The sequence below is a fragment of the Staphylococcus canis genome (genome assembly GCF_016238445.1).
Classification (GTDB): Bacteria; Bacillota; Bacilli; order Staphylococcales; family Staphylococcaceae; genus Staphylococcus; species Staphylococcus canis.
Genome location: NZ_JABANU010000010.1, coordinates 1 through 19,062 on the forward strand (window position 1 = coordinate 1; position 19,062 = coordinate 19,062).

The 19,062-nt window shown below is 35.2% G+C and carries 21 protein-coding genes and 1 pseudogene; 4 read left to right on the forward strand and 18 right to left on the reverse strand.

The genetic code is table 11. The features are described 5' to 3' along the window. Nucleotides 1-127 precede the first annotated feature (127 nt). Nucleotides 128-422: pseudogene (locus HHH54_RS04900) on the forward strand (transposase); the annotation flags it as partial. Nucleotides 423-500: 78 nt separating this feature from the next. On the opposite strand, the gene HHH54_RS04905 reads toward HHH54_RS04900, so the two are convergent. Genes HHH54_RS04905 through HHH54_RS04935 form a run of 7 tightly spaced genes read right to left on the reverse strand, consistent with a single transcriptional unit; the run spans nucleotide 501 to nucleotide 5,545 of the window. After that, nucleotides 501-1,334, reverse strand: a complete 834-nt coding sequence (locus HHH54_RS04905) for an urease accessory protein UreD (RefSeq protein ID WP_198617728.1) — start codon at nucleotides 1,332-1,334, stop codon at nucleotides 501-503. Next, nucleotides 1,334-1,945, reverse strand: a complete 612-nt coding sequence (gene ureG, locus HHH54_RS04910) for an urease accessory protein UreG (protein WP_198617729.1) — start codon at nucleotides 1,943-1,945, stop codon at nucleotides 1,334-1,336. The genes HHH54_RS04905 and ureG overlap by 1 nt, the downstream gene beginning before the upstream one ends. 12 nt (nucleotides 1,946-1,957) lie before the next feature. Then, a complete protein-coding gene (locus HHH54_RS04915) occupies nucleotides 1,958-2,647 on the reverse strand; it encodes an urease accessory protein UreF (RefSeq protein ID WP_198617730.1) in 690 nt (229 codons plus the stop codon). Continuing rightward, nucleotides 2,640-3,095 carry an urease accessory protein UreE gene (ureE, locus tag HHH54_RS04920; RefSeq protein WP_198617731.1) on the reverse strand — a complete coding sequence of 152 codons (456 nt, stop codon included), beginning with the start codon at nucleotides 3,093-3,095 and terminating at the stop codon, nucleotides 2,640-2,642. The genes HHH54_RS04915 and ureE overlap by 8 nt, the downstream gene beginning before the upstream one ends. A 13-nt stretch (nucleotides 3,096-3,108) precedes the next feature. Beyond that, a complete protein-coding gene (gene ureC / locus HHH54_RS04925) occupies nucleotides 3,109-4,824 on the reverse strand; it encodes an urease subunit alpha (protein ID WP_198617732.1) in 1,716 nt (571 codons plus the stop codon). Further along, entirely contained in the window at nucleotides 4,821-5,216 is a 396-nt protein-coding gene (gene ureB, locus HHH54_RS04930) for an urease subunit beta (protein ID WP_198617733.1), read from the reverse strand. The genes ureC and ureB overlap by 4 nt, the downstream gene beginning before the upstream one ends. Before the next feature lie 26 nt (nucleotides 5,217-5,242). Further along, nucleotides 5,243-5,545, reverse strand: coding sequence for an urease subunit gamma (locus HHH54_RS04935; RefSeq protein WP_198617734.1), 303 nt, complete (start codon nucleotides 5,543-5,545; stop codon nucleotides 5,243-5,245). A 933-nt stretch (nucleotides 5,546-6,478) separates the two neighbouring features. Here HHH54_RS04935 and HHH54_RS04940 point away from each other — a divergent pair. From HHH54_RS04940 to HHH54_RS04950, 3 genes are read left to right on the forward strand one after another with little or no spacing between them, the layout of a single operon-like run. Next, a complete protein-coding gene (locus HHH54_RS04940) occupies nucleotides 6,479-7,360 on the forward strand; it encodes an ABC transporter ATP-binding protein (RefSeq protein ID WP_198617735.1) in 882 nt (293 codons plus the stop codon). Between the two features lies 1 nt (nucleotide 7,361). Further along, nucleotides 7,362-8,117, forward strand: a complete 756-nt coding sequence (locus HHH54_RS04945) for a hypothetical protein (protein WP_198617736.1) — start codon at nucleotides 7,362-7,364, stop codon at nucleotides 8,115-8,117. A gap of 13 nt (nucleotides 8,118-8,130) precedes the next feature. Further along, complete coding sequence (locus HHH54_RS04950; RefSeq protein WP_198617737.1) at nucleotides 8,131-8,307, forward strand: VraH family peptide resistance protein; 177 nt, start codon at nucleotides 8,131-8,133, stop codon at nucleotides 8,305-8,307. Nucleotides 8,308-8,420: 113 nt separating this feature from the next. On the opposite strand, the gene nagA is transcribed toward HHH54_RS04950, so the two are convergent. The 11 genes from nagA to HHH54_RS05005 form a co-directional block, all read right to left on the reverse strand. Next, nucleotides 8,421-9,572 (reverse strand): N-acetylglucosamine-6-phosphate deacetylase, encoded by a 1,152-nt coding sequence (gene nagA, locus HHH54_RS04955; RefSeq protein ID WP_198617738.1) that lies wholly within the window; start codon nucleotides 9,570-9,572, stop codon nucleotides 8,421-8,423. Between the two features lie 31 nt (nucleotides 9,573-9,603). After that, nucleotides 9,604-10,002, reverse strand: coding sequence for a PTS sugar transporter subunit IIA (locus HHH54_RS04960; RefSeq protein ID WP_198617739.1), 399 nt, complete (start codon nucleotides 10,000-10,002; stop codon nucleotides 9,604-9,606). Between the two features lie 16 nt (nucleotides 10,003-10,018). Then, nucleotides 10,019-10,918, reverse strand: coding sequence for a PTS system mannose/fructose/sorbose family transporter subunit IID (locus HHH54_RS04965; RefSeq protein ID WP_198617740.1), 900 nt, complete (start codon nucleotides 10,916-10,918; stop codon nucleotides 10,019-10,021). Then, the gene (locus tag HHH54_RS04970; RefSeq protein ID WP_198617741.1) at nucleotides 10,905-11,804 is read right to left on the reverse strand and encodes a PTS mannose/fructose/sorbose/N-acetylgalactosamine transporter subunit IIC; all 900 of its coding nucleotides are present in this window, start codon (nucleotides 11,802-11,804) and stop codon (nucleotides 10,905-10,907) included. Before HHH54_RS04970 ends, HHH54_RS04965 begins: the two co-directional genes overlap by 14 nt. A gap of 17 nt (nucleotides 11,805-11,821) precedes the next feature. After that, nucleotides 11,822-12,301 carry a PTS sugar transporter subunit IIB gene (locus HHH54_RS04975; protein WP_198617742.1) on the reverse strand — a complete coding sequence of 160 codons (480 nt, stop codon included), beginning with the start codon at nucleotides 12,299-12,301 and terminating at the stop codon, nucleotides 11,822-11,824. A gap of 24 nt (nucleotides 12,302-12,325) precedes the next feature. Further along, nucleotides 12,326-14,089 carry a glycoside hydrolase family 35 protein gene (locus HHH54_RS04980; RefSeq protein WP_198617743.1) on the reverse strand — a complete coding sequence of 588 codons (1,764 nt, stop codon included), beginning with the start codon at nucleotides 14,087-14,089 and terminating at the stop codon, nucleotides 12,326-12,328. Nucleotides 14,090-14,104: 15 nt separating this feature from the next. Then, nucleotides 14,105-15,046: a tagatose 1,6-diphosphate aldolase gene (locus HHH54_RS04985; protein ID WP_198617744.1), complete on the reverse strand. Its 942-nt coding sequence runs from the start codon at nucleotides 15,044-15,046 to the stop codon at nucleotides 14,105-14,107. Continuing rightward, nucleotides 15,047-15,979 carry a 1-phosphofructokinase family hexose kinase gene (locus HHH54_RS04990; RefSeq protein ID WP_198617745.1) on the reverse strand — a complete coding sequence of 311 codons (933 nt, stop codon included), beginning with the start codon at nucleotides 15,977-15,979 and terminating at the stop codon, nucleotides 15,047-15,049. It lies immediately after the preceding gene. Nucleotides 15,980-15,991: 12 nt separating this feature from the next. Further along, complete coding sequence (locus HHH54_RS04995) at nucleotides 15,992-17,110, reverse strand: SIS domain-containing protein (RefSeq protein WP_198617746.1); 1,119 nt, start codon at nucleotides 17,108-17,110, stop codon at nucleotides 15,992-15,994. 22 nt (nucleotides 17,111-17,132) lie between these two features. Continuing rightward, complete coding sequence (locus tag HHH54_RS05000; RefSeq protein ID WP_198617747.1) at nucleotides 17,133-17,846, reverse strand: GntR family transcriptional regulator; 714 nt, start codon at nucleotides 17,844-17,846, stop codon at nucleotides 17,133-17,135. Nucleotides 17,847-18,120: 274 nt separating this feature from the next. After that, on the reverse strand, nucleotides 18,121-18,972 hold the full coding sequence (locus tag HHH54_RS05005) for a ParB/RepB/Spo0J family partition protein (protein ID WP_198617748.1): 852 nt from the start codon (nucleotides 18,970-18,972) through the stop codon (nucleotides 18,121-18,123). Nucleotides 18,973-19,062 lie beyond the last annotated feature (90 nt).

Sequence of the window (19,062 nt, forward strand, 5' to 3'; positions counted from 1 at the left end):
ATAACCAAGTTGCCCGCTTTTGTATTCTTGTAATATTTTAAGTTTGAAATCTAAACTATAACTTTTATTCATAATTAAACACCCCAAAAGTTGAATTTTGTAGGTTCAACTTTTGGGGTGCAGTACAATGTTTCCACCTTATATATCGTTAATTGAATCTTTATTCCCTAATGCCGATATTATTATTGATCGATTTCATATTGTTCAAGCGATTAATCGTTGTCATATTCGTATTATGAATCTGTTTAAATCTAATAACAAATGAGCCAATTGAAGGTATTAACAATAAAACTAAACTTATTAAACGTATGTCTTACGGTTACAGAAAGTTTTATAATTTCAGAAATAGAATATTAGTTATTTCTAGGATGTTTGTAAGTGAACATAAAAAGCGTACCAAGTCACTAAAAATAGCATTTTAGTATATTTTGTCTTCACCAACCGACGTTGACAAAGAGCCAAATAAAAAAATCGTCTCCCTATTCTGAGAGACGATGATTCTAATATTTTCTTAAAAATTGTGCATCTTCTTCATGATATGTTTGCATCACAAATTGATGTACAGCATCAATCACACGTTTGATAACATCAGTAGAGTTCGCTAAAATACGGAATGTTAAACCGTGTGTAGGTAAGAGTGTTACCCCAATGCGACACGATTCATTAATCATTGGTGCAACTACCTCTTGTACCGCTTCCACAGTTTTTTGATTCACACCTGGGCTAATATAAAAACATGAAGCCATATGGGTTAAGCCTTCCATATATCCAATTTCAGCAATTTGATTTTTCTGTGTATCGAGCTTCAGATTATCAAATACCACTAGTTCTTCATCCACATAGATTTCATTCAATAAATGAAGATAATCATATTTAAATACTCTACCTTCTTTATCATAACCTGGCGTTAAAATGTCCGTATAAAACATAGATGCGGTTGGTTTTAAATGAAATACGTTATGCTGGAAAAACTTTGCGTGCGTATAGCCAATAACTGGATCACTGATAAACTCCATAAACGCATGGTCATCTAAACGAAATGTTTGATACTGTTCTACTTTATCATTTAGCGTCTTGAAAACGATAGTCGCGCCTTGCGTGGTTAAAATTGCATGAGCATTCGGTTCATAGTTAATTTCCGTTCGATAGCGATCGCCGTCTACATAGCCGCCACCTAAGTTAATCAGAAACATTGTAGGATGCGGACTACCATTTAAATAAGTTGGACGCATGACTTTGAGCCCACCTTGGAAGTACGTTTTACCATTTACTGTGCGCTCGCCGTCATGCTTAAATGTAAGATCTAACTCACCTGTCCAATCAGAAATTGCCATTATTCTAGTCCTTCAAAAAAGATGTCTTTACGAATCCATTCGATAACATCATCAAGGCCGTCATCAGTTTTTAAGTTTGTGAATGCAAATGGGCGATCTTTACGGAAAATTTTAGTATCTTCAGCCATACGTTCGAGTGACGCACCTACATGTGGGGCAAGGTCTGTTTTATTAATTACGAAATAATCCGATTTAATCATACCTTGTCCACCTTTACGTGGAATTTTCTCACCTTGTGCTACGTCAATAATATATATCGAAAAGTCCACAAGTTCAGGACTGAATGTCGCTGCTAAGTTGTCGCCACCTGATTCGATAAAGATGAGTTCAATATCTTGATGACGCTCCATTAACTCATCAATAGCCGCAAAGTTCATTGATGCATCTTCACGAATTGCTGTATGTGGACATCCTCCTGTCTCTACACCAATAATGCGATCTTCAGGTAATACACCTGAATCGACAAGTATTTTTTGGTCTTCTTTTGTATAAATATCGTTCGTAATAACGCCAATGCTTTTCTCTTCGGCTAAACGTTTTACGATTTTTTCAATTAATTGCGTTTTACCTGCACCGACAGGGCCCCCAACACCAATTTTGATGGGTTTCATTTCGCATTCCTCCTAAGAAATAAAAATACGTACATTCACATTTTCATGTTCCAGTTGATTCATTTCGATACCTGGTGCTGTCAGGCCAAAATCAGATTCCTCAAGTTGCATCGCCATTTCACGTGTTTTTGTGATAAAAGGAATCATTTCTGAGACGATTTGTTGACCTTCCGTCTGACCTAATGGTATCGCGCGCACCGCATTTTGTGTAAGACTTGAAACGTTTTGATAATAGTAATAATCAATTGTTTCTTCGATGCTCATCTCTAAATGATGTCCAAGTATCGTGAATACAACTGCTGGATGCGTACGTATTGCATAATTTGACATTTTATCATAATACCAATCGATCCACGGGTCATCATATAACTGATGCGCAAGATTAATCATACGCTTACCCATCTGTTTTGTCCCATTTCGTGTTTCTCTTGGTATATTTTGAACAAATAGTAATTGATCTAAACGCTCTATCGCTTTAGGATCATTATCTTGTAATGCTTGATATGTCATACGCATTGCCAAACCATCTGTATAAGTCAATTGTTCTGTCAAAAAGACTTCTAGCCATTTTTTAAATGATGCTCCGTCATGTACATCTCCACGTTGGATATACGTTTCTAGTCCAAATGAATGACTAAACGCACCTGTTGGAAACTGTGAATCACAGAATTGAAATAATTTAAGATAAGCTTGATTAATCATGAGAGTGTCCTATATGTTTAAAGGCTTGATTTACTTTACGATCTTCTCGTGCATAAGGAATTTCTAATTCTTTCAGTAAATCTTCTACAAGATAATCATATTGTACAAGCATTTCATCATCATCTGTAAATTGCGCAGGTAAATGGCGGTTCCCAAGTTGATGCGCAATGTCACCCATTTCCTTAATTGTACGTGGTTTAATCGCAATAATATCTTCTGAGTTCACATCAATAATAATCATATTTTGATCATCACGATATAAAATATCTCCATATTGTAAATCAATCGGCTGGCTCAAGCGGATACCGATTTCTGTACCGTGATCGGATTTGACACGTTGAATACGTTTAACTAAATCTGAGTTTTCTAAGTAAACTTTTTCAATGTGTACATTTTTTTCATCTTGAGATAAATTCGCTATATTTCCTTGAATTTCCTCAACTATCATAAGACTTCATCTCCTAGAATAAGAAATAACGTTGTGCTAATGGCAATTCTTTCGCAACTTCACTCTTTAATACTTCGCCATCTATCATAACATCATACGTTTGAGGATCCACTTCAATTTTTGGTGTCGCATCATTATTCTTCATATCTTTTTTCTTTAAATTACGGATACCATGGACTGGACGTACTAAACGTTTTAAACCTAAAGTACGTTGAATATCTTTATCATAAGCACTTTTAGATACGAAAGTAATAGATGTACGTTGTTTATTTGTACCATATTGACCATACATTAAACGATAATTCATTGGTTCTGATGTTGGAATAGAACCGTTAGCATCTCCGTTGACAGCGGTATTAATTAAACCACCTTTAATAATCATATCTGGTTTGACACCGAAAAATTTAGGGTCCCAAATAATTAAATCCGCTAATTTACCTTCATCAATTGAACCGACATAGTCTGAAATACCATGTGCAATAGCTGGATTAATTGTATATTTAGCAATGTAACGACGAATACGATTGTTATCATTATATTCACTATCACCTTCTAATGGGCCACGTTGTGCTTTCATTTGATGTGCGACTTGCCATGTTCTTGTAATCACTTCACCCACACGCCCCATGGCTTGAGAGTCTGAACTCACTATTGAAAATACACCCATATCTTGTAAGACGTCTTCTGCCGCGATCGTTTCTTTACGAATACGAGAATCCGCAAAAGCAACATCTTCAGGGATAGAGGCATTCAAGTGATGTGTAATCATAACCATATCTAAATGCTCGTCGATTGTATTATGTGTAAATGGTAATGTTGGGTTTGTTGACGCCGGTAATACGTTCGAATAGCCGGCAGCTTTGATTAAGTCTGGTGCGTGTCCTCCACCTGCACCTTCAGTATGGTACATATGAATTAAACGCCCATCAATAGCTTTCATCGTATCTTCAAAGTGACCCGCTTCATTTAATGTATCTGCGTGTAATGCCACTTGAATGTCGAACATATCTGCAACTTCTAATGAAGTACGTAACGCAGAAGGTGTCGCACCCCAGTCCTCATGAACTTTTAATGTCATCGCACCTGCATGAATTTGTTCCATTAAAGCAGTATGGTTCAATGCATGACCTTTACCTGAGAAACCCACGTTGACTGGTAGCTCTTCAGCCGCCTCTAGCATACGATGAATATACCATGGACCAGCTGTCACTGTCGTTGCTTTACCACCCTCAGACGCACCAGCTGCACCACCGATATGTGTCGTTACACCACTTTCAAGTGCCACTTGCGCTTGTTCAGGGTTAATAAAGTGAACGTGTGTATCAATACCACCAGCTGTCACGATACGCCCTTCTCCTGAAATAATATCTGTAGATGCACCAATAACAAAGTCAATATCATCCATGATATCTGGGTTACCTGCACGGCCTACGCCAACGATATAACCGTTCTTAACTCCGACATCCCCTTTTACAACTTTATCATAATCAATAACAAGAGCGTTAGTAATTACGAGGTCCATTACTTTAGGGTCATCTCGAGTAACATTAGGGTTTTGGCTCATGCCATCACGAATCGATTTACCGCCACCAAATGTTGACTCATCTCCAAATGAAGCATAATCTTTCTCAACTTGCGCAAATAAATTCGTATCACCTAAACGTACGGAATCGCCTACAGTTGGACCGTATAAACTTTCATATTGAGATTGCGTCATTTTAAAACTCATTTTTTATACCCACTTTCTTTGTTTTTATTTGAATGTTCATCTTTGTCGTCTTGATGATCAAAGGAAGCTTTGTGAACGCGTGATTCATCTATTGGACCATCTACTTTATTTTTGAATCCATATATATGACGACGGCCACCATATTCAATGAGCTGTACTTCTTTTTCATCTCCGGGTTCGAACCTGACAGATGCCCCTGCTGGAATATCAAGATGTTTTCCATATGCGAGTTCTCTATCAAATTTCAAAGCATCATTTACTTCAAAAAAGTGATAATGTGATCCGACTTGAACAGGACGGTCTCCTTCATTCTTAACTGGAATTACAGTTTTAGGTTTACCTTTATTGATAATAATTTCTGTATCTTTAACAATAATTTCTCCTGGTTTCATAATCATTTCCTCCAATTTTTATATTTTTATACGATAGGATGGTGAATTGTGACAAGTTTTGTTCCATCTGGGAAAGTTGCCTCAATTTCAATATCTGTAATTAACGCTTCTACTCCCTCCATTACGTCATCTTTCGACAAAATTTCACGACCATAACTCATCAGTTCCGCAACACTCTTTCCGTCTCGCGCACCCTCTAAAATTTCATAACTAATTAACGCAACTGCTTCTGGATGATTGAGCTTAAGTCCTCTGTCTTTTCTGCGTTGAGCTAAATCAGCCGCAACGACCAACATTAACTTATCCTCTTCCCTTTGTGTAAAATACATCTCGCTACACTCCTTTTTCTTTTATCTTCTCATGTAAAATTATACTTATCAACAAATTTTATTATTTATCATGAAATTTTATGTGAATTTAATCTTTTAAAAACTCTAGTAACATTTTAATTGTTAATTTACATTTTTCTTACCGTGTTAGACTCACGTTAGTCTTACATGTGAGTTGATGTTTTGATGATTTTAAAGTGACTTTTAAGTCCCTCACCTACCTTTATTTCAATTTTAGCTAAAAATATCTAACAATTCTAAAAATTCAAGATGCATTAAAATTTTTGAGATATGTCTAGATAAATCAAATCCTTTTAAAAAATTCAACTGTTAACTTAATCATATATTATTTTAAGTTTTTTAACAAAATTTTACACCTATAGATATTAATTTTGAATATAATGAAAAAAACAACGGAAACGGTATAAGATCTCCTATACGAATGACATGAAACCAAATGATAATATTGCTAGTAATTTTAATTGTTGAAACGCTGTATTTAAAAGCTAATAACAGTTATCTATTCTCAACCATTTTCACATCAGAAATTCAAAATAATTTAAAGGTAATATTTTGAAATTAGAGGACTTCAAAGCTTGTTATTATGGGTTTTATCGTCAATTATAGATTATTAAATATACCTTTACATAAAACTACCTTTAATGTATAGTTAAAACGTATTAAATAGGTTAATGTTTTATTCATACAAACACTTACAATAAAATACATTATATATATATATATTATAAGTTATATGTTTAAATACATTTTATTTCACGTCCTAGTTTTTCTAAATTTATCGAAACGAATCGAAGAGAAACTGGCAATGTTACCAATACAGGTCTTGCTAATTTAGAACAATTGATTTTTGTTTTTTATTAAATTTTGTATCTATGTTTTTAATAGGATTATTCATGAGAAAAGAGGGATCCAATGCTAGAAGTAACTCATTTAAGTAAAAAATTTAAAAATAATGATCAATATTCATTAAAAAATGTCAACTTTAGAGTCGATCAAGGAGAAATTGTAGGGTTAATTGGAAAAAATGGAGCTGGTAAAACAACTTTAATGAAACTTATAGCTAAGGCGATTAAACCTACTGATGGTGATATATTAATTAATCATAAAAGTATATTAAAAGCGCCTAACTCTTTAAATGACTTTGGTTTTATGATAGAAGGTTCTTTATTTAACCATTTAAATGCCATTGAACATTTGAAATTTTTTATTAGTTTAAATGGTAAAAAAGAACATTATGACAATATAGAAAATGTATTAAAGCTTGTAGACTTATGGGAAAAGCGCCATGTCAATCCGAGTCACTTCTCATTTGGGATGAAACAAAGATTATCCTTAGCTGTTTGTTTAGTCACAGAACCAAAAATATTGATATTAGACGAACCTTTTGTTGGTTTAGACCCTAATGGTGTCGAAAAATTAATTCAAACTTTGAAACAATGGGTGCAGAAAAAGGATACTGCGATTATTATTTCAAGTCATCAATTGAGTGAATTAGAAGAAATCTGTAATCGATATTTATTCATTGAAAACGGAGAACTAAAAGAAGACTTTTTATTGGATCAAAATAATACAACCATTATCACACTTAACAAGCCGTTTGAGTTTACTCCTAATTATAAGGAGAAATATGGTGATTTTATTACATTAACTTCTAAAAGTGAAGTCATTGAAGTATCGAATAGCGAAGATATACTGAACGATTTGATCTCAGATCTCATCAAAGAATATAAAATTCTAAATTTAAAAGACAAAACAGATCACATTCAACAAAAATTCAAAGGAGATATCGTATAATATGGTGAAATTCCAACCTATTTTTAAAAATTTGCTTAAAATGAAAGCATCTTGGTTATATTTGGCTTTTGGTTTATTTCCGTTAATCCTTTTCATCGTCGCTTTATTTAATACAAATTTTATGCAGTTAAGTGGTGAGAAGCACTCATTAAGTTTCTTAGAATTCTTTTCTTCTGTATTTGTTATTCAAAATAACGCTGTGATACCATTAGTCATCTTAACGTATATCATTGGACTTAACTTTTATTCTGAAAAAGTAAAGGGACAAATGTATTTTTATAAAGATCTTCCAAGAGTTCAATTATGTAATAGTAAGATACTTGCTTTAATACTATTATATTTTTTATTTATAGTCGTACTTTTTATCTGTGCTTTAATATTGTATCTCTTCCATATCAATCACATGGAACTGTCGGCACATCAATTCTTACCACAAACACAAAGTGATTTACAATATGTGATTATAGAATTTTTCGGAACATTTTTTGTACAAATTTTATGTATTTTATTAGCGGTTTTACTGTCAATCCACTTTCCTAATGGATACACAATTTTAGGCGTTTTAGGTTTTTTCATTGTAAGTTCAATTGCGCCATTTTTAAAGTCATTAAAATTCATATTTCCTAATGGCTATCAGGAACAACTGGTGCATCATCAGTTTAGCTCTATATTTTTAATAATTACTGTGATATTTTTGATATATGCATTGATTTTCTATGCGATTAGCATATATCAATTTAAAAAATTAGAATATTAAAGAGGTGGACATAATGGATATTAGAAATTATATTATGAATGTGAAAGAAAATATCTTAAATATGAAGATAGGCTCTAAAAGTTTCTTTATAATGATTATTTCTATGATTATTTTAAGTATGATTTTCACACCATTTATCGGAATTCCTGTGGGCTTACTGATAGGTTCTTACAGTTATTCTAAAAGCTAATTTAATACATTTTAAACTAACAATAATGAAATTCGCTAAATTATAGGTTTTTGATTTTAATATGTATATTAAAGGCTAGGTCAAGATTAGCGTTGACCTAGCCTTTAATTGAACTAAAATGTATGAATATGACCTTTTTTAATTGTATGTTTGACTTGAATATCCTCATCGACAATTACAAGATCAGCTATTTTACCTACTGCAATACTACCTTTTTCATGGTCTATACCTAAAGCTTTTGCTTGATTTAAGCTCGTAACACGCCATAATGACGCTAGCGTATCACCAGTAAAATTCATAAAATGACGTAGACCATCATTCATTTTTAAAATACTTCCTGCTAGAGAACCACTTTCTAAACGGGCTTCATTCTGTTTAACGATGACCGGTTGACCACCGAGTTCATATTGTCCGTCAGGCATGCCTTTTGCGCGCATGGCATCTGTAATTAAGTACATGTGTGTATTCCCTTTTTGTTGGTAAGCAATTTGTACACTTGCTGGATGTGAATGGATGCCATCTACAATAATTTCTGTGTTAATATTCGGATTGGTCCAGGCAGCACCGAACATACCTGGGTCTCGATGTTGAAATGGTGTACCCGCGTTATATAAGTGTGTCACATGTTGTACACCAATATCAGCCGCATGATTTGCTTGATCGAATGTGACTTCGGAATGCCCCATTGAGAAGATAATATCTTCTTTTAACGCTTGAATCGTCTCTTCTGCCCCGTCAACTTCTGGTGCTATCGTCACAATCTTTATAAGATGATGTGCAACCTGCTGAAAATGTTCTAATTGTTTAATCGATGGGCGTTGGATGTATTTCGGATTTTGTGCACCTATTTTATTTTCAGATATGAATGGACCTTCTAAATGTACACCTACAATATCTGCAGAGTCTGTTCCTTGTTGTTGTGCTTGAACTTTAACAACATTGTCTAATGCTTTTTCAATCGCTTCATTTGATTGTGTCATAGTTGTTGGTAAAAAGGATGTGGTCCCTTCTGATAATAATTTTTGTGCTAGATGCATTAACCCCTCATACGATGCATCCATTGTGTCTTCACCGTAACCACCATGAATATGCATATCAATAAATCCTGGTAAGATGTTTTGACCTTGAGCATCTAATGTTTCAAGTGTACCTTCATAATCACCTGATTCAATTGCTGCGATGCGTCCGTTTTCGATAATAATGTATCCTTTTGAAATCACACCTGAATCAGTGTAAATCGTCCCATTTACAATTGCGTAAGACATAGTATACCTTCTTTACTTCAGTTTAGATGACTTATTCATCTTCGTCATCGATGTTAGATAATAACTCATTCACATTGATGATACCGTCTTTTGCTTTTTGTGCATAGTCTTCTGGTTGGCCAATCATTTGTGCGTTAATATAACTGATAATCATTGGCAAGTTCATCCCTGTGTATAACTGGTACGGTTCACCTTTCATGATTAATTTTGAAATGGTATTCGCTGGTGTTCCACCTTGTAAATCTGCAAAAACGATAACCTTATCATCGTCTTCGATAAGTGACTTAAATGCTTTTTCAAAGTCCTCTTGCCCTTGTTCTGGTCTTAAGGCTACAGTATGAATATTTTCTTGAGGCCCTAAAATCATTTCAACACTATCTTTTATGCCTTCACAAAATGAACCATGACTCACTAAAATTAATTTTTCCATGCTTAATTCATTCCTTTTAAATATTTGTGATTACACCTAATGCAGATAAAATGATTGAAACGATAATTACAATAAATATCGCGCGTGTCGAATTCATATTTTTGCGACCGAGTAACCAGTACACTGCAAAAACAATCAATAATGGTAATAAACGTGGTAATATCATATCTGCATTATCTTGGATATTAACTGTTAAATCACCAATCTTAGGTGCCCATGCAAATTTAACACGTATCATTGTAGCGACTAAAGCTCCAACCATAAATACACCGAGTAATGTCGCAGCATTTGTTAGCGCTTCCAAACGATGTTGCATTGTTGTTACGAGAGAGATTCCTTCTTTATATGCGAATTTCAGTTGTTTCCATCTAAAGACAATAATAGCAAGCATCGCGATAAACCAAAGTAGTGCTCCGAATGGATTGCCGTCTTGTGCCATGTTCGCAGCAATCGCACCAAATATCGTTGGGACTAATGAACCAAATATAGCATCTCCAACTGCCGCGAAAGGTCCCATTAAACCTACTTTAATCCCTTTAACCGATTCTTTCGATTTAAATTGTTCCTTTTCTTCCATCGCAATATCGATACCAGTAATCAACGTGTTAAAGAAGTTACTTGTATTGAAGAATTGCGCATGTGTTTTCATCATTTCTTTGAGTTCTGGCGTATCATCACCATATATTTTACGAAGTTGTGGTAGTATCGTAAATAAATAACCAGAACCTTGCATACGCTCATAGTTCCAACCCCATTGGAAGAAGAATAAACTTCTGATGTTGATTTGTCTAAAATCTTTATCTGTTAATTGATATGGTGTTGTTGGTCGCGTGCCAGTTAAGTTTTCTGTGTGCTTCATATTTTCAGTATCAGCAGTTTGGGATATATTGATTTTATTTTGATCATAGTTCGTCATCATCAATCTCTCCTTCATCGTCATCTGCCGTATTATGACTATTTGAAGCTGATGTCTCTGCTGCTTTTGGCGTTGATGTACGTTTATACTCTAAACCTGCAAATGCAAAACCGATTGCCGCAATCGCAAGCATTGGCAATGATGAAAATGACATATCAAATTGTTTATCTAACCCAGATACTGCTGTACCTAAACCGGATAATCCATCAAATAGCGTCACCATGATTGCCGTAATAATAAAACCTAAAATAAAGTAAGGATAATGTTTCTTTAATGGTAAGTAACGTAGTAATATCGCAAAACCTACTGCAGGTAAGACTGCCCCGGCTACGGTCAAACCATCGCCTAACCATTTTAAATCACCGTTGAGATAATCTACAATACGTCTTACAACACTACCACCAAATACTAATGCTAAAAATACTGGAATCGCGCGAGATAAAGCCCAAGGAATCGCACCATATAAAAAGTTACGCTCAATTCCTTTATAATCCATTTGTTCAATTTTAGCGTCGATACGATGTGCAAAAAATGTATTCGTAAAACGTGCAAGGATATCTGTTTGTATCATTAAACTTGCAACAGGAACTGCAAGTGTAGCTAAAGCTTGTTGTGGATTCATGCCTAAAGCTACTGAAAATGCAACAGCTAGCACTGTACCAGAGTTTGCATCGATACGTGATGCCCCACCAAAAGTACCGACACCAAGAATCGTTAATTGCATTCCTCCACCAATAATGAGGCCTGTTGTAATATCACCCATAATTAATCCAGAAATAATACCCGCAAAAACAGGGTGTCCAAAAATATTAAATTGTAAGTCATCTAATATTTGATATCCTGCATAGAGCGTCAATAATAGTATTTGCCACCACATAATTTCCAAGGTGAACGCCTCCTTATCTATTCATTAATTAATGTCATAAAGTCTACAGCTTTATCATTAGGAACCATTTGCGAAATGATACGTACGCCTTGTGCTTTAAGTTGTTTAAAGTGCTCAACATCTTCATCCGTTACGTTGATTGAATTTGTAATAGTACGTGTTTCATTTGTTTGAGACATATTTCCTACGTTCAATTCCTCAATTTGAACACCATGATTGACTAAAGAGACAAAACGATCTGGACGTTTGGCAATAATCATGACACGTTGAGAATCGTATTTTCCATTTTTAATATTGTTGGCTGCTTTTTCCACAGGTAAAACGCTCAACTTGATACCTGCAGGTGTGGCAAGTTTAAGTGCTTGTTTATCAATATCACTTTGTGCGACTTCATCATCAATCACCATAAAACGACTAATGTTCAATTTTGTAGCCCATAAATTTGCGACTTGTCCATGTATTAATCTTCCATCAATTCTGTTTCCAATAATTGCCATAATGTATCTCTCCTCTAACTTGTTTTATGAAAATTGTGGTGTTTTAACAAAATCAATTGTTTCTTGATATTGTCCTTCAGTATCAAAGATAATAATTTCATTATCACCTTCGTTTAATAATGCTTTTGAAATATAGATCGACTGCGTAGGTCCAACATTCCAATAACGCCCTATGTTAAAACCATTTACAAGTACAACACCTTTACCAAACCCACTCATATCAATATGGGTATTATCCGGCGTTTCAAAATTAACGATATACTTATAAAAAGCAGGTTGTTCCTCGGCCCACGACTTCTCAAAATGCGCCGCTTCAAGCAAATCAAAATCAATATCAAATTGCTCCCAGTTTTGCACAAAATGTAAGTCCTGCATCAAGCCTTGACCTAATCCTTTACGTTGTGTTGGTGCTAATAACTTATAACCATAGTTCACACGTCCCATATTCTCAACAAGAATATCAACCGTAGCATCATGTGCTAATGTCACTTCAAATCGTTCGCCTATTTCTTCTTGATAAGCTTGATACTTTAACACTTGATCTACGAAAAAATGAACGCGATCCCTTGCATCTACTATACGAAAGTGTTCCGCTTCTGTTTCCTTTTTTATCGATGTGCGATAGAGCATATAACCATATCCAGTTCCAGCCTCTTCCATAGTTTGAGGATAAAAGCTCGTTGTCTTGTGAGAAATATCTTCTAAAATCGAAAACAAACTTACCTTACCAGATAATGGAACCGCTTTCTTTTCTGTGAACGTTTTAACCAGTGGATCATGTTGTTCGACCTCTGGTAACGTCTCTTTTAACATAGCTCGCAACGCTTCATATTTATCATTCGGATTACCCGCTTCATCCAGTGGTGCATGGTAATCATAAGATGTAATTTGAGGTAAATCTTTCGTCCCTCTTGCTGAGCAACCATTCCAAAATCCAAAGTTGGTACCGCCGTGAAACATGTATAAATTGACAGAACCTAGTTTGATGGCATCTTGTACTTCACTTGCAAGGTCTGAACTGTCACGTTTAATAATGTCCTCACCCCAGCGATTAAACCATCCATCCCAAAATTCCATACTCATGAGAGGCCATGTTTTACCATGTTCAACATGAAAATCTTTTAAATTACTAAAATGGGTTTTCGTTCTTGAACCAAAGTTTCCGGTTGGTAATACATTATGCTCTATCATACTACCTGCACGTAAGCATTGCGCCCACGCACCATCTGATGTAACGAAAGGAACCGTCACCCCTTCATCTATCATCATCTGTTGTATAGATTTAAGATAGTCATGATCTTCTCCAAATGAGCCATATTCATTTTCGATTTGCATCATAATAATTGGCCCACCATTATCAATTTGGAGTGGTGTTAAAATTTTAAATAGTTCATGATAGTATACTTGTACTTTCTCTAGATACTTCGGGTCTCTTGAACGTATGCGCATATTACGATCGTTTAATAACCATGCTGGCAGTCCACCGAATTCCCATTCAGCGCAGATATAAGGAGATGGTCTCACGATGGCGTACAATCCTAACGCTTGAGCTGTCTTTAAAAAAGCTCCTACATCTTTATGACCTTCAAAATCGAACTGGCCTTCAATCGTTTCATGAAAATTCCAAGGTACATACGTCTCAACAGTGTTAAAACCAAGTGCTTTTAAGTTATAAAGCGAATGGTACCAATCCTCTTTTGGCATTCTAAAATAGTGAATGGCACCCGATAAAATCTTAAAAGGTTGATCGTCTAACAAAAACTCTGTATCAATTTTAAATCGAGCCATGACACTTCCTCCAATCTACTGAATAGGTGTCGCTGTTTGTTGATTCACTGCATTTAGTGCATTGAGATTGTCTAATCCTTCAGTTTGAAGCCATTTTCGTGCTGCATCTTCTCCATCTGTTAACAGTGCTTCTGTCGCACCTTTCCAAGTTGCACGTCCACATAAGACACCATTAAATTTTGACCCATGTTCTGCAGCAAAAACGAGTGAATCATTAAATAATTGTGCCGTCACACCCGCACTTAAATAAATATAAGGTAAATGTGTAGATGCTGCTTGAGCTTTAAAGGCTTCGGCCGCTTCTTGTTCAGTCATCACCACATGTGAGCCAAATCCTTCAACATAGTTCATATTTACAGGTATTTCTACTTTTAGCGTATCAACACCAAATCGTGCTTCACTAAAGATTTTCATGGCTTCATTGACTTTTCGAGGTTTGACTTTAGCAAAAGCCTCACCTTTTTCATCACCAATCGTATCGTCATAAGTTAAAATTTCTAATAAAAATGGTATATTTTCAGCTCTACATTCCGATCCTACACGTTCGATGATGGCTTGTTTCTTTTGATTAATCTCATCTGATTCGTCAACATCATAGTACAATAGAAACTTAACAGCATCTGCGCCAAGTTTAGCCAATCTTTGAACACTCTGATTTTCAATTAATCTTGGAAGACGACCTGGTTGATTTTTGATATAACCGGTTTGTTCATAAGATAAAATGAGACCTGCATGAGATGCTTTTGCTTGAGCAGCATCGAGGCCATACTCGGGGTCTACTAAAAAGCTAGACCCCTCTGGTGTTAGTACCTCTGCCACAAGTTTTTTAAAGCATGCTAAATTTTCAGGTGTACCTTTATCTCCTAAAAGCTTACGCATTGCCCCGCGTTGATCGACTGCAACTGCCGCATATATACCACGGTTATCGACTAATCGACTCAAATCCTTGATTGCCAATTATACTCGCTCCACTTCTATCTCTTTTTTAATTGTTTCAACTTGCTCTAAATCAATGTGACCTGTTTGTGCTTGTAATGCGTTAGACGTCCCGCATGCTAAAGCCAGTTTAATCATTGCTTCAGGTTCAAGTTGTTCATGGACGCTATATGCAATACCTGCAACTGTTGAATCGCCCGACCCGACTGGATTAATGATATCTTTTTTAGGAAGCGTTGCGCGATAAACATCTGATTTCCATTTAATGATTGCACCGTCTCCACCTAATGTTAAAAAGACATCAATATCTTTAAAGAATGCATGTGTTTTTAATTCGTGAATACACGCATCAATAGAAAGGTCTGACGCATCGATTAACATTTCAAACTCGGATTGATTCGGTTTAATACAATGAATTGGTAAATGTTCCTCTAATAATTGTTTCAATTCCTTAGCATTCGTATCTACGAGGTTATAGCTATTTTGATATAACTCTAAAACGCGCTGCATATGTGAAAATTTAGAAGTATCTTCTAAGTTAGGTGAACTACCACTAATCGTCACTACAGTCGTTTCCGCTAAACCTTTTTTAGCAGTTTCAATATAGGCCTCTTGTTCTGCTTTAGAAATCGTTGGTCCTTGTTCTAACACTTCTGTTTGAGATGTACCATCATTAATCGCAAGACTTTGACGTGTCTCATCTTTAATATCAGTAAACGCTGTTTCGATGTGTTTATCCTTTAAAGCTTGTTTCATCCATTCACCATGGCTACCACCTAGATAGCCATAAGCACGATAAGGGACGTTTAGAATATCAAGTACTTTTGTGACATTAATCCCCTTGCCTCCTGGATTTTTAATCATATCTTTCACACGGTTAACCTCACCGACTTGAATTGGATCAATACTATACGTAATATCAATTGATGGGTTAAAAGTATGGGTTGCTATCATAATTATCGACTCCTATTTTGTTGATTCTAATGGGTAAATGGTAACACCTTTCACAACGCGATTAATAAATCCGTCTGGACTTGGATTATCAGGGTTTAATCCTAATGACACTGATTTTTTAGCAGCTAATAATTGACCAAACATCAAATATAGTAACGCTAACTCTAAGTCATTCAACTCTTGAGCTTCTGGCAGTGTGATTGTATGTGTATCATCCTGCTCTTGGCCATCTAATACTAAAACGTGATATCTATCTTTTACTTGCGTCACTTCTGAAATAATATCCGCTTCATATTGGCGAATATACGCTTCATTACTACGCAACATGATAAAAATAGCATCATCACTTAATCCTGCTTTAGGTCCATGGCGAAAACCAAGTGTTGTTTCACGTGCAATTTCAATTTGACCTGCTGTTAATTCATTTAACTTTAGGCTCACTTCTTTCGTTAATTCGCCAATCAGCCCCGTACCGACATAAAACACCTTTGAAAAATCAACAGCATTAACTTGATCAGCTTGATCCTCAATCCAATCGAAATGATTTGATGCTACATCAAAAAATGTGTCATAAAACTGACCACCAAATAACACATATACTGCAAATAACATCGATGAGAAACTTGAAGTCATCGCTAAAGATTGATCATTCGTCTCATCAGGTAACACGATTTTAAAGACATGATTACTTTCTTCAGATTGACCTAAAAAGCCATCTTTATTATTGGTGATATACAAATGGTACGCATGATGTGTTAACTGATTCGCAATTTCAACCGTCGCTTTCGTCTCAGGACTATTACCAGAACGCGCAAAAGACACAATCAAATATGCTGTTTCGTCGTTAATATACACTTCTGGATTTGTTACAAGGTGTGTTGTTGGTACTGATTCAAAGTCAAAATTTTTAAAACTATCATTTCGACGTGCCATACGTGCAACATCACCCACATACGCACTCGACCCTGCACCTGTAAACATTACTTTCAAACGCTTATTTGGATTGTCGCGCACTATGTTTTGAATGAATGTTTCAAAGGCAGATTGTTGAGCACAAACAATATCATTCGTTCTTCGCCACATTTCAGGTTGTTGCTTAATTTCTCTATAAGTATGTGTATCTTTCAACACGTAAATAACCTCCTCACTGTGATTACATTAACTTCACTGTGTATTTGTATTTATGCCCACTTGCGATACTTTGAGTGTATTCAATGATAGCGTCATTAAAGTAACTAAAGCGCTCGATATACATGCAACTCTCATCAACTTCACCATTCAATAATGCTGCACTTTCTTTTGTGAGCTTACTTGCCATTAGGTTTTCATAAGCATTTGAAATTTGAATGTTGTAATGTTGATTGAGTGTTTCATATAATGAGACATGATTAAAATCAAAGCGATCTAGACCTTCACAATAATGCATCGGTAAATAACTCACTTCATAAATCAAGGGTGTACCGTTAGATAATCTTAAACGTTTCAACTCATAGACATATTGAAAGGCTTCTAAATTCATTTTCTCTTGTAAAATCGGTGTCACAGGCTGTAACGTAATATTCAACATACGCGTACTAGGTTGATCACCGTTTTTTTCAATTTCATCTTTGAAACTATAAAGTTTGTCTAAAAATTGAGTATACTGACTACCTAAAACAAAAGACCCCTTACCATGCTCTCGTTTAATTAAGCGCTCTTGTTCAAGTCGATTTAATGCTTCTCTCACTGTAATACGACTCACATTATAGGTATCACATAACTTTCGTTCTGAAGGTAACTTATCCCCTTCTTGAAAGCGTCCAGACTTTATTTCGTTGTGAAGGGACTCATAAACTTGGAAATACAGAGGAGCACTTTCTATTTTCATCTCTTTCACTCCTAACTGGTTATAACCACTTAAAGTATATCGAGATTGATTCACTTTGTAAAGGGTTTCAAAGCCTAATATATAATTTTTAAATATATATTATGAAACAAATGTAGATATGTATTATTTATATAATAGTGTAGATATTTGGAATCTTCATGACTTGTGTATCTCAAGTTTAAGAGCATTTTACTATAAAAAAACACCTAAAAATTAACCCTTTAAAGCTAATTTTTAGGTGTTTAATAAGTTGACATTTTTTAGATGTCATCTCTTATTTTCGATACACTTTTATATTTATTTCATAATAGTCATCATGTTCTTTTTCTTTTTGTTCATATTCTATACCATTTGCCCGAATTTCTAATAAGCCGTCTGCGATGATATCTCGAGCTGCTGAAATATCTCGTGTAAAGCTTGGCGGCTTTGCGACGACTTTCTCTTTGGTTTCAGTTTCAAGAGCTTGAGCTTGTTTAATACGTGTTTCTGTTTGTTTCACATTTAAATTTTCTTTTAAAATCGTTTCTAACATTTCAAGTTGTTGTGATGGAGATAAGCTGATTAACGCACGCGCATGACGTTCTGTGATTTGATGTGTACGCACCGCTTCAATCACAGGTGCTTCTAATTTCAATAATCTTAATTTATTCGCAATAAAACTTTGACTTTTTCCAACACTTTGCGCCAGTTCAGACTGTGTGATACCTTCGAATGCCAGTAATTTTTTATAGGCTTCCGCTTCTTCAATTGCAGATAAGTCTTCACGTTGTATATTCTCAATAAGCGCAACAACAGCCGTTTCTTCATCGTCTAATTGACGGACGATAACATCCGCTTCTGTCATTCGATTTAATTGTAAGGCACGAAATCGACGTTCACCCGCGATGATTTCAAACATGTTTTCTTCAATAGGACGCACAACAATAGGTTGTAATAACCCATGCGCTTGTATCGATTCCGCTAACTCTTCAATCCGATTAGGATCAAAGGTTTGTCTCGGTTGATAACGGTTAGGTACAATACGCTCCATTTTAATGGATTGCACGCCTTGGCGGTCTTTTTCCGATACCTCTAGTAGCTCATCTTTATTTTTTAGTCCAAATAGTTTTGAAAATGGTTTTTTCATGACCATTCCGCTCCCTTTTGTGATTTACAGTCAAAGTTAGTACATCAATTACACAGTTCAATCATATCACTTTATGTCAAGTCCTCAAAC

What these genes read in the sequence shown, in the direction of transcription:
- HHH54_RS04905 (WP_198617728.1), bottom strand. Translation starts at nt 1,334, where the DNA reads ATGGCAATTTCTGATTGGACAGGTGAGTTAGATCTTACATTTAAGCAT.
- ureG (WP_198617729.1), bottom strand. Translation starts at nt 1,945, where the DNA reads ATGAAACCCATCAAAATTGGTGTTGGGGGCCCTGTCGGTGCAGGTAAA.
- HHH54_RS04915 (WP_198617730.1), bottom strand. Translation starts at nt 2,647, where the DNA reads ATGATTAATCAAGCTTATCTTAAATTATTTCAATTCTGTGATTCACAG.
- ureE (WP_198617731.1), bottom strand. Translation starts at nt 3,095, where the DNA reads ATGATAGTTGAGGAAATTCAAGGAAATATAGCGAATTTATCTCAAGAT.
- ureC (WP_198617732.1), bottom strand. Translation starts at nt 4,824, where the DNA reads ATGAGTTTTAAAATGACGCAATCTCAATATGAAAGTTTATACGGTCCA.
- ureB (WP_198617733.1), bottom strand. Translation starts at nt 5,216, where the DNA reads ATGAAACCAGGAGAAATTATTGTTAAAGATACAGAAATTATTATCAAT.
- HHH54_RS04935 (WP_198617734.1), bottom strand. Translation starts at nt 5,545, where the DNA reads ATGTATTTTACACAAAGGGAAGAGGATAAGTTAATGTTGGTCGTTGCG.
- HHH54_RS04940 (WP_198617735.1), top strand. Translation starts at nt 6,479, where the DNA reads ATGCTAGAAGTAACTCATTTAAGTAAAAAATTTAAAAATAATGATCAA.
- HHH54_RS04945 (WP_198617736.1), top strand. Translation starts at nt 7,362, where the DNA reads ATGGTGAAATTCCAACCTATTTTTAAAAATTTGCTTAAAATGAAAGCA.
- HHH54_RS04950 (WP_198617737.1), top strand. Translation starts at nt 8,131, where the DNA reads ATGGATATTAGAAATTATATTATGAATGTGAAAGAAAATATCTTAAAT.
- nagA (WP_198617738.1), bottom strand. Translation starts at nt 9,572, where the DNA reads ATGTCTTACGCAATTGTAAATGGGACGATTTACACTGATTCAGGTGTG.
- HHH54_RS04960 (WP_198617739.1), bottom strand. Translation starts at nt 10,002, where the DNA reads ATGGAAAAATTAATTTTAGTGAGTCATGGTTCATTTTGTGAAGGCATA.
- HHH54_RS04965 (WP_198617740.1), bottom strand. Translation starts at nt 10,918, where the DNA reads ATGACGAACTATGATCAAAATAAAATCAATATATCCCAAACTGCTGAT.
- HHH54_RS04975 (WP_198617742.1), bottom strand. Translation starts at nt 12,301, where the DNA reads ATGGCAATTATTGGAAACAGAATTGATGGAAGATTAATACATGGACAA.
- HHH54_RS04980 (WP_198617743.1), bottom strand. Translation starts at nt 14,089, where the DNA reads ATGGCTCGATTTAAAATTGATACAGAGTTTTTGTTAGACGATCAACCT.
- HHH54_RS04990 (WP_198617745.1), bottom strand. Translation starts at nt 15,979, where the DNA reads ATGATAGCAACCCATACTTTTAACCCATCAATTGATATTACGTATAGT.
- HHH54_RS05000 (WP_198617747.1), bottom strand. Translation starts at nt 17,846, where the DNA reads ATGAAAATAGAAAGTGCTCCTCTGTATTTCCAAGTTTATGAGTCCCTT.
- HHH54_RS05005 (WP_198617748.1), bottom strand. Translation starts at nt 18,972, where the DNA reads ATGAAAAAACCATTTTCAAAACTATTTGGACTAAAAAATAAAGATGAG.